General features: G+C 62.6%; 11 protein-coding genes and 1 tRNA gene. 8 read left to right on the forward strand and 4 right to left on the reverse strand.

Going from position 1 to position 13,114, the window contains the following annotated elements; translation table 11 throughout:
* Nucleotides 1-34 precede the first annotated feature (34 nt).
* Together ACOOEX_RS07910 and ACOOEX_RS07915 are read right to left on the reverse strand one after the other, a co-directional pair.
* Nucleotides 35-1,255 carry an MFS transporter gene (locus tag ACOOEX_RS07910; RefSeq protein WP_420397896.1) on the reverse strand — a complete coding sequence of 407 codons (1,221 nt, stop codon included), beginning with the start codon at nucleotides 1,253-1,255 and terminating at the stop codon, nucleotides 35-37.
* Nucleotides 1,256-1,344: 89 nt separating this feature from the next.
* The gene (locus ACOOEX_RS07915) at nucleotides 1,345-2,319 is read right to left on the reverse strand and encodes an arginase family protein (RefSeq protein WP_420397897.1); all 975 of its coding nucleotides are present in this window, start codon (nucleotides 2,317-2,319) and stop codon (nucleotides 1,345-1,347) included.
* Nucleotides 2,320-2,403: 84 nt separating this feature from the next.
* Here ACOOEX_RS07915 and ACOOEX_RS07920 point away from each other — a divergent pair, with 84 nt between their 5' ends.
* The 5 genes from ACOOEX_RS07920 to speB all read left to right on the forward strand — a co-directional run bounded on the left by ACOOEX_RS07920 (nucleotide 2,404) and on the right by speB (nucleotide 6,868).
* Complete coding sequence (locus tag ACOOEX_RS07920) at nucleotides 2,404-3,033, forward strand: DNA-3-methyladenine glycosylase family protein (protein ID WP_420397898.1); 630 nt, start codon at nucleotides 2,404-2,406, stop codon at nucleotides 3,031-3,033.
* Nucleotides 3,030-3,713, forward strand: coding sequence for an alpha/beta hydrolase (locus ACOOEX_RS07925; protein WP_420397899.1), 684 nt, complete (start codon nucleotides 3,030-3,032; stop codon nucleotides 3,711-3,713). Before ACOOEX_RS07920 ends, ACOOEX_RS07925 begins: the two co-directional genes overlap by 4 nt.
* A 361-nt stretch (nucleotides 3,714-4,074) precedes the next feature.
* Nucleotides 4,075-4,665, forward strand: coding sequence for an HNH endonuclease (locus ACOOEX_RS07930; RefSeq protein WP_071690404.1), 591 nt, complete (start codon nucleotides 4,075-4,077; stop codon nucleotides 4,663-4,665).
* A gap of 9 nt (nucleotides 4,666-4,674) precedes the next feature.
* The gene (locus tag ACOOEX_RS07935; RefSeq protein WP_420397900.1) at nucleotides 4,675-5,889 is read left to right on the forward strand and encodes a reductive dehalogenase domain-containing protein; all 1,215 of its coding nucleotides are present in this window, start codon (nucleotides 4,675-4,677) and stop codon (nucleotides 5,887-5,889) included.
* 31 nt (nucleotides 5,890-5,920) lie between these two features.
* On the forward strand, nucleotides 5,921-6,868 hold the full coding sequence (gene speB / locus ACOOEX_RS07940; protein WP_420397901.1) for an agmatinase: 948 nt from the start codon (nucleotides 5,921-5,923) through the stop codon (nucleotides 6,866-6,868).
* A 118-nt stretch (nucleotides 6,869-6,986) separates the two neighbouring features.
* On the opposite strand, the gene ACOOEX_RS07945 is transcribed toward speB, so the two are convergent.
* Complete coding sequence (locus ACOOEX_RS07945) at nucleotides 6,987-7,928, reverse strand: radical SAM protein (RefSeq protein WP_420397902.1); 942 nt, start codon at nucleotides 7,926-7,928, stop codon at nucleotides 6,987-6,989.
* A 206-nt stretch (nucleotides 7,929-8,134) separates the two neighbouring features.
* Here ACOOEX_RS07945 and zwf point away from each other — a divergent pair, with 206 nt between their 5' ends.
* The 3 genes from zwf to pgi are packed head-to-tail and all read left to right on the forward strand — an operon-like array spanning nucleotide 8,135 to nucleotide 11,917.
* Complete coding sequence (zwf, locus tag ACOOEX_RS07950) at nucleotides 8,135-9,589, forward strand: glucose-6-phosphate dehydrogenase (RefSeq protein ID WP_420397903.1); 1,455 nt, start codon at nucleotides 8,135-8,137, stop codon at nucleotides 9,587-9,589.
* Nucleotides 9,586-10,257, forward strand: coding sequence for a 6-phosphogluconolactonase (gene pgl / locus ACOOEX_RS07955; protein WP_420397904.1), 672 nt, complete (start codon nucleotides 9,586-9,588; stop codon nucleotides 10,255-10,257). The genes zwf and pgl overlap by 4 nt, the downstream gene beginning before the upstream one ends.
* A 46-nt stretch (nucleotides 10,258-10,303) precedes the next feature.
* On the forward strand, nucleotides 10,304-11,917 hold the full coding sequence (pgi, locus tag ACOOEX_RS07960) for a glucose-6-phosphate isomerase (RefSeq protein WP_420397905.1): 1,614 nt from the start codon (nucleotides 10,304-10,306) through the stop codon (nucleotides 11,915-11,917).
* Nucleotides 11,918-12,989: 1,072 nt separating this feature from the next.
* Here pgi and ACOOEX_RS07965 read toward each other — a convergent pair.
* A tRNA-Gly gene (locus tag ACOOEX_RS07965) sits at nucleotides 12,990-13,063 on the reverse strand.
* Between the last annotated feature and the right edge of the window lie 51 nt (nucleotides 13,064-13,114).

The following is a 13,114-nucleotide window of genomic DNA, read 5'->3' on the forward strand; positions in this document are numbered from 1 at the left end:
CGGTCTTCCGGGATCGGGCGGCCTCTTTACCGGATCAGGCGTCTTTCGGGCGCAGCGCCAGCCAGATCAGCGCGCCACCTGCCAGCGCAAGGAAGGGGATCATCGCAAGGTTGACCGAGGTCCAGCCCGCCGTGACCGACCCGCCCGAGCAATTCATCAACCCGCCGGAGGCCAGCGAAGCGATGGTCACACAGCCAAAGACGATGGCATCATTCAGCCCCTGCACCCGGCCCCGTTCCTCGGGCGCATGGGCGTTTTGCAGCATCGCCGTCGCGCCGATGAAGCCGAAGTTCCAGCCAATACCCAGTAAGATGAGCGCGATATAGAAGTTTTCCAGCTCCACCCCCATCAGCGCAACACCGCCCGCACCGGCCAGGATGAAGAGGCCAAGCGCCACGATATTCGTGGTTCCGAAACGCGCGATGAGGTGGCCGGTAAAGAAAGAGGGCACGAACATCGCCAGAACATGGGCCGACACGATATCGGCGGCCGTATCCTGCTCGTAGCCGCAGCCCACCACCGCCAGCGGGGTGGAGGTCATGACAAGGTTCATCAGCGCATAGGACACCATTGCGCAGATGATCGCCACGACAATCTTGGGGTCGCGCAGCAGCTCGCCCCGCGTGCGCCCCGCAGGATCGCCCTCTGTCCGCATCGGGGGTTTCGGGATGTCGAGGAAGAAAAACAGCAGCATGCCGCCCAGATTCAGCACCACGATTGTCAGATAAACTCCCAGAAAGGGAATCACCGTCGCGTCATTGGTCAGCTTCACCAGCTGCGGCCCGATAATGGCCGAGGCCAGCCCGCCCGCCATGACATAGGAAATCGCCTTGGGGCGGAAACTGTCGGACGCCGTGTCGGAGGCTGCAAAGCGGTAAAATCCCTGCGCAGACATGTAGATACCGGCCAGATAGGACCCGAGCAGGAAGATCAGGAAACTGTCCGCATAGAGCCCATAGGCCGAAACCATCGCCCCAAGCGCGCCGCCAAGCGTACCGATGGAAAACCCCAGTTTTCGGCCAAAGCGCTGCATGGTGTTCGACATCCACGGCGCCGTGGTCATCGAGCCGAAGACGATCAGAGAGATCGGCAGCGTCGCAAGGCACGGATTCGGCGCCAGCATCTGCCCGGCCAGCCCGCCCACGACGAACATCATCGGCATCTGGCTGCCCAGAATTGCCTGCGCGGCCACAAGGACGATCACATTGCGCCAGGCGCGCTGGTCGTCGGTGGGGGAGTGAACTGTGTCAACCATGGCGAAATCGCTAGACCCGTTTTCCGCCAAAGGGAAGAGGGGCAGGGCAAAATACTTGCCCTGTTAACTCATCTGAAAAAGCAGGGAGGTCAGACCGGCACGTTTTCCGCGATCATCGAGATCATCTCGAACATGATCGCCCCACCGACCATCGCCGTGATATTGTTGGGACTGTCCTTGGTGGGCATCATGCAGACCACGTCGCCTCCAACGATATTGAGCCCCCGTGCAGCATGGATCAGCGCCACCGCCTCGTCGATGTCGAAGCCCTTTACGCCCGGCTCGATATTGGACACAGCCGGTGCCACGCTCGGGTCGAGGCAATCGAGATCGAAGGTGATGTAGACGGGCCGCCCCGCCAGCACCTCTTTCGCCTCGGCGATCACATCCGCTGCGCCCCTGCGCCGGTAATCCGCCATAGTCACGACGTTATAGCCATAGTCGTAGGAGGGTTGCAGCCAGTCGAGCGTACGGGGATGTCCCCGCAGGCCGATCTGCATCGACCGGGTCGGATCGACCTTGCCCTGATCGGCCAGATAGGCCCCCCAATGGGCCGCCGATTTTTCCGCGCCCAGGAAGTGATCGACCTTGGTGAACACGTCCGTGTGCGCGTCGAGATGCAGGAAGCTGATCGGCTCGCCCCCCGCGATCTTGCCTTTCCCAAGCGCCTGAACGATCCCGCCAGTGATCGAATGGTCGCCACCGATGGACACGGGCCGCGCGCCGCTTGCGTCGATTTTCGTATAGAAATCCGTGATCTGCTGGATGCAGTGTTCGTTGTCGTTGGCACGGGGGAAGGGCACGTCGCCCACATCCACGACCTTTCGTGTCCAGGGGTCAATGCCAAATCCCCCATGCACGCGCCGCTGCACCGCCGACATGTTGCGCACTGCACGCGGGCCCAGGTGCTGGTCGCGTTCCGTGGTGCCATTGCCGGTGGAGTGCGGCACGCCGACAAGGGCGATATCTGCCCCCTCCGGGCCTTCATTCGGCGCGCGGAAGAAGGTGGGAATGCCCCACCAATAGAGGTTGTTCATCATGCTGGCGTCGTGTTCTTCGGCCATCTGTCGTCTCCGCTATTGCTTGCGGGCAGGGTGGCGCGGCTTTGACGGCTTGGCAAAGCATTTCCGACCTGAAAGGCTGCGCCCATGGTTGGACGGATCATTGAAACCCCCGATTGCGTGGCCGAGGGTGCCGCATGGCTTGCACAGGCCGAGCCGCGCTTTGCCCATGTGCTGGAGTTGACCGGCCCGCTGCCGCTGCGCCGCCGCAAGGACGGGTTCGCGGAGCTGCTGTCCGCCATCGTCAGCCAGCAGGTCTCGGTCGCGTCGGCGTCATCGATCTGGAGCCGGATGCAGGACGCGTGCCTGACCGCGCCGGACCGCATCGCTTCAGCCAGCGAGGACGACCTGCGCGCTGTCGGCCTCTCCCGTCAGAAGATCCGTTACGCGAAAGCTCTGGCCGAGGCTGGCATCGATTTTCCCGTGCTCAGGCAAGCCCCGGATGAAGAGGTGATCGCGGCTCTTACCCAGGTCCCCGGCATCGGGCGCTGGACGGCAGAGGTCTATGCGATGTTCTCGCTTGGTCGTGCCGACGTCTTCGCCCCCGCCGATCTGGCCTTGCAGGAGGCCGCCCGCCTGCTCTTCGACCTGCCGGACCGGCCGAAGGAAAAACCGCTCAGACAGATGGCCGAGGCCTGGTCGCCCTGGCGCGCGGTTGCCGCCCGCGCGCTTTGGGCCTACTACCACGTGGCAAAGGACAGGGAAGGGATCAGATGACTCGCACGCTCGAATTCGGCAAACGCCCCGCGGACTCCGGCCAAGCCGACAGCCTGGTGATCTTCCTCCATGGCTATGGGGCCGATGGAAACGACCTTCTGGGCCTTGCCGATCCGCTGGCCCCGCATCTGCCCAACACGGTTTTCGTGGCCCCCGATGCGCCGGAACGATCTGCCATGAACCCGATGGGCTTCCAGTGGTTCCCGATCCCGTGGATCGACGGCTCGTCAGAGGAAGTGGCCGCCGAGGGCATGGCCCGCGCGGTTGATGATCTCAACGCCTTCCTCGATCAGATCATGGAGTCCGAGGGCATTTCTGCAGATCGCACCGTTCTGGTGGGCTTTTCGCAAGGTACGATGATCAGCCTGCATGTCGCCCCCCGCCGCGAGCCCCCCTTCGCGGGCGTCGTCGGCTTTTCGGGCCGTCTGCTGGAGCCGGAACTTCTCGCCGATGAAATCGTCTCCCGCCCGCCGGTCCTGCTCATCCATGGCGATCAGGATGACGTGGTGCCGCCGCAAAGCCTGCCCCAGGCCGCCGAGGCGCTGCAGGCCGCGGGCGTCGATGTCTACGCCCATATCATGCGTGGCACGGCCCATGGCATCGCGCCCGACGGGCTTTCGGTGGCCCTGGCCTTCATCCGGCAAGTGCTGGGGGTCGAGGACGCCCCGGAAGAGGACTGACCCCTTCTTCTTGGCCCCAATACTCCCGCCGGAGGTATCCGACCCTTCCACAGATCCGGGGGGTGGCCTCGGCAGACTGCCCTCTTCCACAATCCCGTGGCAACGCGGCACTTTGAGGCCTCCGGCGTCAGCCGGGGGTTGAGAGGGGCCGCTGCCCGGTCGACGCCGCAGGCGGCGAAACCGCTCCCCTTGTGGATAACTGTCATATCCCCGTCACGCAGCTGACCTATCACAAAAGCGCGCAACCCAAAATGTGGCGCTTGCCAGCCGGATTTTGGCAGATATAGTGGTTACATGGCTGGAGCGGGTGCTCCCGTTCTGATGCCGAAAACGGGCAGACAGGGCGAGGGCGGAGTCACTCATGGATGGCGACGGCAGTTTCAGAACGGAATTCGTAAGAGAGCCTGGAAGGCTCAGCCAGCATCCGGCATTGGTACTGAATGCGGATTACCGGCCGCTGTCCTATTACCCCCTGTCGCTCTGGCCCTGGCAAGATGCGATCAAGGCGGTCTGTCTCGATCGGGTCGATATCGTGGCTGAATACGATGCCTTCGTGCATTCGCCGACCACCCGCATCCGCATCCCCTCCGTCGTGGTCCTGCGCGACTATGTGAAGCCGCAAAAACGCGTGGCCTTCACCCGGTTCAACCTCTTCCTACGCGACGAGTTCTCCTGCCAATATTGTGGCAGCAAGGGCGATCTGACCTTCGACCATGTGGTGCCGCGCGCCAAGGGGGGCATCACCTCTTGGGAAAACGTGGTCGCCGCCTGTTCGCCCTGCAATCTGCGCAAGGGGTCCAAAAGCCTGCGCCGCTCCGGCCTGTCCCTGCGCAAACCGCCACGCCAGCCGGGGGCGGAGGAGCTGCGCAATATGGGTCGCAAGTTCCCGCCCGGTCATTTGCACGACAGCTGGCTCGATTTTCTCTATTGGGATGCGGAGCTGGACGCGTAAGCTGCGTCTATGAACTGGCCCAGGAATCGAGACGACACGCCCCCGCATCTGCTGGAGAGCGACCGCGCGGCGGGGTTTGAGGTGACGCCGGACTATACCCGCTTTTCCCAGATGAACGACATGTTCACCCGTGCCTTCTGGGACGACAGTGTACGCAGCCCCCACACGGACGGCTTCTTCGCCTCCTACCGGATGGAGGCCGCCCCGCGCCGTGGCGAAGGCTTCCAGACCCGCGATTTCGCGCTTCGCAACGCTGCCTGGCGGGTGTCCGACATGATCTCCGATCGTCATGCCGCTGAAGGCGAGCGCGAGGGCTTCCAGGCCCCCCTGCGCAGCGACACGCCGGTGGCCACTGACAGGGCCGATATGGGCACACCCGAGGAGGAAGCGAAGGATATCAAACGCATCGCCCGGCTCTTCGGCGCCGACCTCGTGGGGATCACCCATATCGACCTGCGCTGGCACTATTCCGACCGCCCCGACACGCGCGACATGACCCCGGTTCCCAATGACCTGCCCGAGGGTCTGAGCCATGTGATCGTCATGGCCCATGCGATGGATTTCGACCTTGTGGAGACCTATCCAAGCGCGCTGGCGGGCGCGGCAACCGGTTTGGAATACTCCCACGAGGCCGCCATCGTCATGCAGCTCGCCGCCTATATCCGCAATCTGGGGTTTCAGGCGGTCGCCAGCATGAACGACACCGCCCTTGTCATCCCCTATGCGATCAAGGCCGGGCTTGGCGAATACGGGCGCAACCAGATGGTGCTGACGCCGGACTTTGGCCCGCGCGTCCGGTTTTCCAAGATCTTTACCGATATGCCGCTGGCTGTGGATGCGCCGCGCAAACTGGGCCTTGCGGACTATTGCAGCGGTTGCACCCAATGCGCCGAAAGCTGCCCGCCCAAGGCGCTGCCCTTCGGCGCCCCGGATTTCGGCGAGGAAAAGGCCCCAGACAGCCCATCCACGCAACGGGGTGTGCGCAAATGGTCCGCCAATTGCGAGGCCTGCTTCGGGTATTGGGCAAAACTGAAATCCGATTGCGCCATCTGCATGCGGGTCTGTCCCTTCAATCGCCGGGGAGGCTGGCAAGACCGACTCTGGCGCTGGCTGGCCCTTGGCGGGGCAGGGCAGGCGGGGGTGCGGCTGGCCCGTCTGTGGCAGAAACGACAAGGTGTTCGGCCGAGGCTAAAGCCGCGTGACTGGTGGGCAAATCCCCGCTAGCCTCGCGCCAAATCAATTCAGGGAGTCCTCCATGGCCGATCCGTTCTTCACCCCCATCTCGGGCTTCGAGCTGCCGCGCTTTGCCGGCATTCCCAGCTTCATGCGCCTGCCGCATGTGGGGCTGGATCATGCCCGGATCGGCGATGTGGAGATCGGCCTTGTCGGCGTACCCTGGGACGCAGGTACGACGAACCGCCCCGGCCCCCGCCACGGCCCCCGGCAGCTGCGCGACATGTCCACCATGATCCGCGCCCAGAACGATACCACCGGCATCCGCCCCTTCGAGGCAAGGAACTGCGCGGATCTTGGTGATGTCGGCCCCAACCCCGCCGACCTGATGGACAGCCTGACCCGCATCACCGCCTTCTATGACACGGTGAAATCCCATGGAATCAAGCCCCTGACTGCGGGCGGCGATCACCTGTCCACCCTACCGATCCTGCGCGCCATGGCCAAGGACGGCCCCCTTGGCATGATCCATTTCGACAGCCACACGGACCTCTTCCACAGCTATTTCGACGGACGCATGTATACCCACGGCACCCCGTTCCGCCGCGCGGTGGAGGAGGGGCTGCTCGACCCGAAGCGCGTGGTCATGATCGGCATTCGCGGCACAGCCTATGACAGCGAGGACCGCGATTTCGCCGACAGCGTTGGCATCCGCGTCATTCCGATCGGCGAGTTCCATGCGCGTGGCGTGGAGGATGTCATGGCCGAGGCGCGCGAGATTGCGGGCACGGGTGACACCTATATCAGCTACGATATCGACTTCGTCGACCCTGCCTTCGCGCCGGGCACCGGCACGCCAGAGGTGGGCGGCCCCAACAGCTATCAGGCGCTGCAGGTGGTGCGCGAATTGCAGGGCGTCAATATCGTGGGCGCAGATCTGGTGGAGGTCTCCCCGCCCTTCGATCAGGCCGGCAACACCGCCTATCTGGGCGCCTCGATCATGTTCGAACTGCTCTGTGTGATGGTCTGAACACCCTGTCCAAATCGCCGAAACCTGAAAGCGCTCTGTCTTTCATCTTGGCCTAAATACCTCGGGGGTCCGGGGGCAGCGCCCCCGGCGGGTCGACGCCGAAAGGCGGCGAAACCCCTCAGGCGGAACAGCTCGCCCCGCCAAGGACACAGAACTTCGCGCAATGGGGGTGGTTCAGGGCCACCTCCCGCTCGGCCTCCTCCAGCGTCTCGCCCATCTCGAACGCCTCGTCATAGGCCAAAAGCGTGCAGGCCAGCACCACGGGCCGCGCCGCGCCCTTTCGTTTGACCACCATGCGCGAGGATGCACACATGACGCTGTCGGGCGATTTGCCGAGGATGTCCCAGCATCCGGTCGTAATCTCGGGCACATCGACGCTTTCGTCCATCTCAGGAAACAGCACCAGCGCGCCGGGGTCGCTCGCGTCAATCATATAGGCGCGATCTGCGAACAGGGCGGCGAACTGCGCCCGCGCGCTCGTCTCGCTTTCGCCCCAGACCGTGCGGGCGGCGACGGCCATGGGGATGCCCTGATCGCGCAGCCAGTCCATACCTTGCAGCGTCTTGTTAAAGCTGCCCGCGCCGCGTTCTTCGTCATGCAGCGCTTTCGACCAGTGGTCGAGCGACACCCGCAGCGTCAGCTTGCCGGGATAGGCCGTATTCAGCCGCGCCAGCCCCTCGCGCATCCGGGGCCGCATCATCGGCAGCATAGCATTTGTCAGGATCAGCACCGCGTAGCCGCGCCTCAGGGCCGCCTCGGCCATGCCGATCATTTCGGGGTTCATGAAGGGCTCGCCGCCCGTGAAGCCGATCTCGCGCACGCCCCAGGTCCGGGCCTCCAGCTGATCGAGATATTCTTCGACCTCGGCCTTGCTGATATAGACCAGCGCATCATTGGTAGGGCTCGACAGGATGTAGCAATTCGCGCAGGTGATATTGCACAGCGTCCCGGTGTTGAACCACAGCGTCTGAGGATTGCTGAGCGCAACCCTTGCGCGCGTTTCGCCATTGGCGGTCGTGGCCGGGTCCTGGAATTTTTGCGGGTGTAACGTGTCTTTCATGATCTTGGCCCTTGTCTCGATCCAAGGGCTAAGGCGTTCGGGGGAAAAAGAAAACCACTCGGGCGCATATCAACACCATTGTGATCTTTCCGTGAAAGGCTGGACGTGAAAGAATTATCGGTGTAGAGCCTGCATGACAGCGCCTGATAGCGCTAACATTTTCCAGTGCGGCCCGGCTGCCGCCCCAAGCCTGAAGGATGGTTTCCATGGTTGCGCGTGTCATTCCGGTGGAGGAATTCGATCTGGTGATCTTCGGCGGCACCGGCGATCTGGCCCGGCGCAAGATCCTGCCGGGACTCTACCGCCGCTTCTGGGCCGAACAGATGCCAGCAGGTGCCCGCATCATTGGCGCCGCCCGCACCGATCAGGACAGCGATGCCTGGCGGGCCTTCGTGCGCGAGGCGATCGAAGAATTCGTCTCGGATCGCAAGCGGGTCCCCGAAACCATCGACGCCTTCCTCGATTGCCTGACCTATGTGCCGATTGATGCCATGGGCACCGGCGGCTGGTCGGACCTCAAGGCCCAGATGCGCGAGGGCGTGGTACAGGCCTTCTATTTCTCTGTCGCCCCAAGCCTCTTCGGCCCCATTGCCGAACGGCTCAAGGAAAACGGCATCGCCCGCGACGACGCGCGGATCGTGGTGGAAAAGCCCTTCGGCCGCGATCTGGAAACCGCCAAGGCGCTGAATGCCACACTCGCCGCCCATTTCGACGAGGCGCAAATCTACCGGATCGACCATTATCTAGGCAAGGAAACCGTGCAGAACCTGATGGCGGTGCGCTTTGCCAATATGCTGTTCGAGCCGCTCTGGAACGCCCAATACGTGGACCATGTGCAGATTACCGTGGCCGAAACCGTTGGTGTCGGCGGGCGTGGATCCTACTATGACAAATCGGGCGCGATGCGGGACATGGTGCAGAACCACCTGATGCAGCTTCTGTGTCTGACGGCGATGGAACCGCCTGCCCATTTCGAACCCAATGCGGTGCGCGACGAAAAGCTCAAGGTGATCCGCGCGCTCGATCCGGTGGATCAATCGGACATCGTGCGCGGCCAGTACAAGGCGGGCCGGGACGGGGCCAGCTACCGTGATGACGCGGAAAATGGCGACAGCCTGACCGAAAGCTTCGTCGCCATGAAGGTCCATATCTCCAACTGGCGTTGGAACGGCACGCCCTTCTACCTGCGCACCGGCAAGCGGATGACCGCGCGCATGTCCGAGATCGTGGTGCATTTCAAGGAACCGCCCCACAACATCTTCACCGAGGCCGCCGATCCGCGCTGCAACATCCTGACCATCCGCCTGCAACCGGATGAAGGCATCGACCTGCGCATGACCATCAAGGAACCGGGGCCGGGCGGGATGCGTCTGGTCGAGGTGCCCATGGACATGACCTTTGCCGAGGCGCTTGGGCCGGAAGCCGCCGATGTGCCCGACGCTTATGAACGGCTGATCATGGATGTGATCCGGGGCAACCAGACGCTGTTCATGCGCGGCGACGAGGTCGAGGCCGCCTGGGCCTGGACCGATCCGATCATCGCTGGATGGACGGGTCGCGAAGATGTACCCTTGCCCTATGACGCCGGATCGGCAGGGCCGGAGGATGCGCTTATCCTGCTCTACCGCGATGGCCGCCGATGGAGGGAGATTTCCGCATGAACCTGATCGAATACCCCGACAGCGACATGATGATGCTGGACCTCGCCGATACGCTGGCCAGCGAACTGGCCGACCATCTTCGCCGCGATGACCGGGTCAGCTTCTGCGTTCCTGGCGGCAGTACGCCGGGGCCAGTCTTTGACGTTCTCAGCGAACAGGCGCTGGATTGGGACCGGGTGACGGTGTTCCTGTCCGACGAGAGATGGGTGCCCTCGGACAACCCACGCTCGAACACCAAACTGATCATGGAGCGGCTTCTGATCTCGAAAGCGCGACGGGCGAATTTCGTGCCGCTCTATGCCGCGGCCCACACGCCAGAGGATTACGTGGACGAATTGGCGAAGGGGCTGGAGCCACATCTTCCCATTACCCTGCTGCTGCTCGGCATGGGGGCGGATATGCACACGGCCTCGCTCTTTCCCGGGGCGGACCGTCTGGCCGATGCGCTGGACGATCATGCGCCGGTGTTGGTGCCCATGCGCGGCGGTGGCGCGCCCGAGGCGCGGGTCACGTTGTCGGCGCGGGTGCTGAAGGCGGCTGTCTCGACCCATATCGTGATCACCGGCGACGAAAAGCGCGCAGCTTTGGAAAAGGCGCAGGTCTTGCCGGTGGAAGAAGCCCCTGTGCGCGCCGTCCTGAGTGGCGCGACGGTGCATTGGGCACCTTAAGAACGCTTTGTAACTTATTGATATAATGTCAGGAAGGAAGTCGCCCATGTCGATCTGGGACGATCTGAAAGCGCATAACGCGGCCAAGTCGGGGCGGACCATCGCGGATCTCTTCGCTGCCGATCCCGCACGGTTCGAGAGCTATAGCCGGGCGTCGGATGGCATGCTCTTCGACTTCTCCAAGACCACGATCGACGCCGGTGCGCTGTCGCTGCTGGTGGAACTGGCGCGGCAGGCAAAGGTCGAAGACCGGCGCGAGGCGATGTTTTCCGGTGAGAAAATCAACGAAACCGAGGGCCGCGCCGTTCTGCACACTGCGCTGCGCGCACCCGGCGGTGTTGTCGAGCTGGATGGGCAGAACGTGATGCCGGGTGTGCTGGACACCCGCGCGCGGATGGCGGCTTTTGCCGATGCCGTGCGGTCGGGAGAGATTGCCGGGCAGGGTGGTCCCTATACAGATGTGGTCAATATCGGCATTGGCGGGTCGGACCTCGGCCCCGTCATGGGCACTTTGGCGTTGGCCCCCTACCACGACGGGCCGCGCATCCACTATGTCTCGAACGTTGATGGCGCGCATATCCATGACACGCTGAAGGGGCTCGACCCCGCCCGCACGCTGGTCATCGTGGCCTCCAAGACCTTCACCACCATCGAAACCATGACCAACGCCGAAACCGCGCGGGACTGGATGGCGAAGGCGGTCGAGACCCCGGCCGATCAGTTCGTGGCCCTGTCCACCGCCGCCGATCTGACCGCAGCCTTCGGCATTGCGCCCGAGCGTGTCTTCGGGTTCGAGGATTGGGTTGGCGGGCGCTATTCCATGTGGGGGCCGATTGGCCTTGGCATGATGCTGGCCGTGGGACCGGAGGCGTTCGGCGATTTCCTTGCCGGTGGCCATGCGATGGACAGCCATTTCCGGCAGGCGGACCTTGCCGACAACCTGCCCGTTCTGCTGGCGCTTGTGGGCATCTGGCACAATCAGGTGCAGGGCCACGCCACCCGCGCCGTGCTGCCCTATGATCAGCGGCTATTGCGGCTGCCTGCCTATCTTCAACAGCTGGAGATGGAATCAAACGGCAAGCGTGTCTCGATGGACGGCGCTGATTTGCAGATGAACTCCGGCCCTATCGTCTGGGGCGAACCGGGCACCAACGGCCAGCACGCCTTTTACCAGCTGATCCACCAGGGCACACGTGTCGTGCCGTGCGAATTTATCGTGGCGGCAGAGGGGCATGAGCCCGATCTGGCCCATCACCACCGGCTGCTGGTCGCCAATTGCCTGGCCCAATCCGAGGCGCTGATGCGGGGGCGGTCTTTGGAGGAGGCGACCGTGATCATGGCCGCCAAGGGCCTGACCGGGGCCGAACTGGACAGACAGGCCCGCCACCGCGTCTTCCCGGGTAACCGTCCGTCGACGACACTCATCTACCCGCGGCTCACCCCCTTCGTTCTGGGCCAGATCATCGCGCTTTACGAACACCGGGTCTTTGTCGAGGGCGTGATCTTGGGTATCAACAGTTACGACCAATGGGGCGTGGAACTTGGCAAGGAACTGGCCAAGGCGCTGGAACCGGTGCTGACGGGCGCGTCCAACGGGGCGGGCAAGGATGGCTCGACGCTCGGTCTGGTTAGCTATGTAAAGGGAAACAGGCCGAGCTGACCAACCAAATGAAAATGAAAGCGCCCGATTGGGCGCTTTCTTGGGAGCGGGTCAATCCTCACCTCGCCTTGGCGAATACCCATCATAGTATCCTGAAGGTTTTTGGGCAGGCAGAAGCGATAGCAAGTAATCTGAACCGATAGCTATGCTCCCTGGCGCGGACCCCGCGGGGGCAGTTTAACCAGTTTGCCCCTGTGGTCGCTTCGAAAGTGAATAACGCTACGCCCTTTCGATTTCTCCGATGACGCGCTGCACCTGCCTATCACTAAGTCGTCTAAACTCAGTTCGGCCGTCAACTTCGCCAACATCGACGAGACTGCCGATTGACTGAAGTCGTTTCTCTAACTCACGCACCTCTGGCCCGATGGTGCGGATGCACAAGATGTCTGCATCAACCCTCGCGCGCTTGGCTACCTCTTCTATGCGCTTTACTCCTCTGCGTTCAGAGGTGATGCCGACTTTGTAGAGATCCGTGTTCCGAACTTGCCAAAGATAGATGGTGTCTTGGTCTACTCTGCGAACTTCGCCGCCCCTGCCGTGGTAAGGAAGATCACCTCGCTCGCCTCTGTTCCAAGGCGAATTGTTTCCGCGCCACGTGTTACCTCGGCGGCGAGTGTTTCCTACTGAACTTCTTTCTTCTGTCTGCGGGGCAATGCGATCCCACGCTCTTTTTGCGGCGAGAGCTGGCTTTGAAACAAACATGGTAATGCACCCAATCCAGGACAATCCAAGCAGTAGCCACGTAAGTGCTTTGCCCCACCAAGCGAAGCCTGAGTGGAACGATCCGTCACCGCCAGCGTCACCGAACAATGCACCTGTAATGAGAAGCAAAACGAGGAACGCTCCACCGATGTCTCTCCATGTCGGCTCGTCGTCTGGATTCAACGAAATACCCTCAAATCAAATGCTGGATGGACTATTGCGACTGGTGGCGCGAGACGCAACCCGACTGTGTCTCTGGTTGGAGGACGCCTAACCACAACCAAACCCGCGTTCTCCGCTGGTGGATAGCGTAACAGATTCGGAATCTAAGACGCTAAGTATTTATTAATTCTGTATTTTGGAGGGATTTTGGAGCGGGTAGCGGGAATCGAACCCGCACCTTAAGCTTGGGAAGCTCGCATGATACCATTTCACCATACCCGCGCTCTGGAGGGTGGAGGTAATCCGGGGCCCGAGGACAGTCAAGGCCCGTCG

The sequence above is a fragment of the Nioella sp. genome, from assembly GCF_965215655.1.
Classification (GTDB): domain Bacteria; phylum Pseudomonadota; class Alphaproteobacteria; order Rhodobacterales; family Rhodobacteraceae; genus Nioella.

Bases quoted from the DNA above. Each gene is read 5' to 3' on its own strand.
- ACOOEX_RS07910 (WP_420397896.1), bottom strand. From the start codon at position 1,255: ATGGTTGACACAGTTCACTCCCCCACCGACGACCAGCGCGCCTGGCGC.
- ACOOEX_RS07915 (WP_420397897.1), bottom strand. From the start codon at position 2,319: ATGGCCGAAGAACACGACGCCAGCATGATGAACAACCTCTATTGGTGG.
- ACOOEX_RS07920 (WP_420397898.1), top strand. From the start codon at position 2,404: ATGGTTGGACGGATCATTGAAACCCCCGATTGCGTGGCCGAGGGTGCC.
- ACOOEX_RS07925 (WP_420397899.1), top strand. From the start codon at position 3,030: ATGACTCGCACGCTCGAATTCGGCAAACGCCCCGCGGACTCCGGCCAA.
- ACOOEX_RS07930 (WP_071690404.1), top strand. From the start codon at position 4,075: ATGGATGGCGACGGCAGTTTCAGAACGGAATTCGTAAGAGAGCCTGGA.
- ACOOEX_RS07935 (WP_420397900.1), top strand. From the start codon at position 4,675: ATGAACTGGCCCAGGAATCGAGACGACACGCCCCCGCATCTGCTGGAG.
- speB (WP_420397901.1), top strand. From the start codon at position 5,921: ATGGCCGATCCGTTCTTCACCCCCATCTCGGGCTTCGAGCTGCCGCGC.
- ACOOEX_RS07945 (WP_420397902.1), bottom strand. From the start codon at position 7,928: ATGAAAGACACGTTACACCCGCAAAAATTCCAGGACCCGGCCACGACC.
- zwf (WP_420397903.1), top strand. From the start codon at position 8,135: ATGGTTGCGCGTGTCATTCCGGTGGAGGAATTCGATCTGGTGATCTTC.
- pgl (WP_420397904.1), top strand. From the start codon at position 9,586: ATGAACCTGATCGAATACCCCGACAGCGACATGATGATGCTGGACCTC.
- pgi (WP_420397905.1), top strand. From the start codon at position 10,304: ATGTCGATCTGGGACGATCTGAAAGCGCATAACGCGGCCAAGTCGGGG.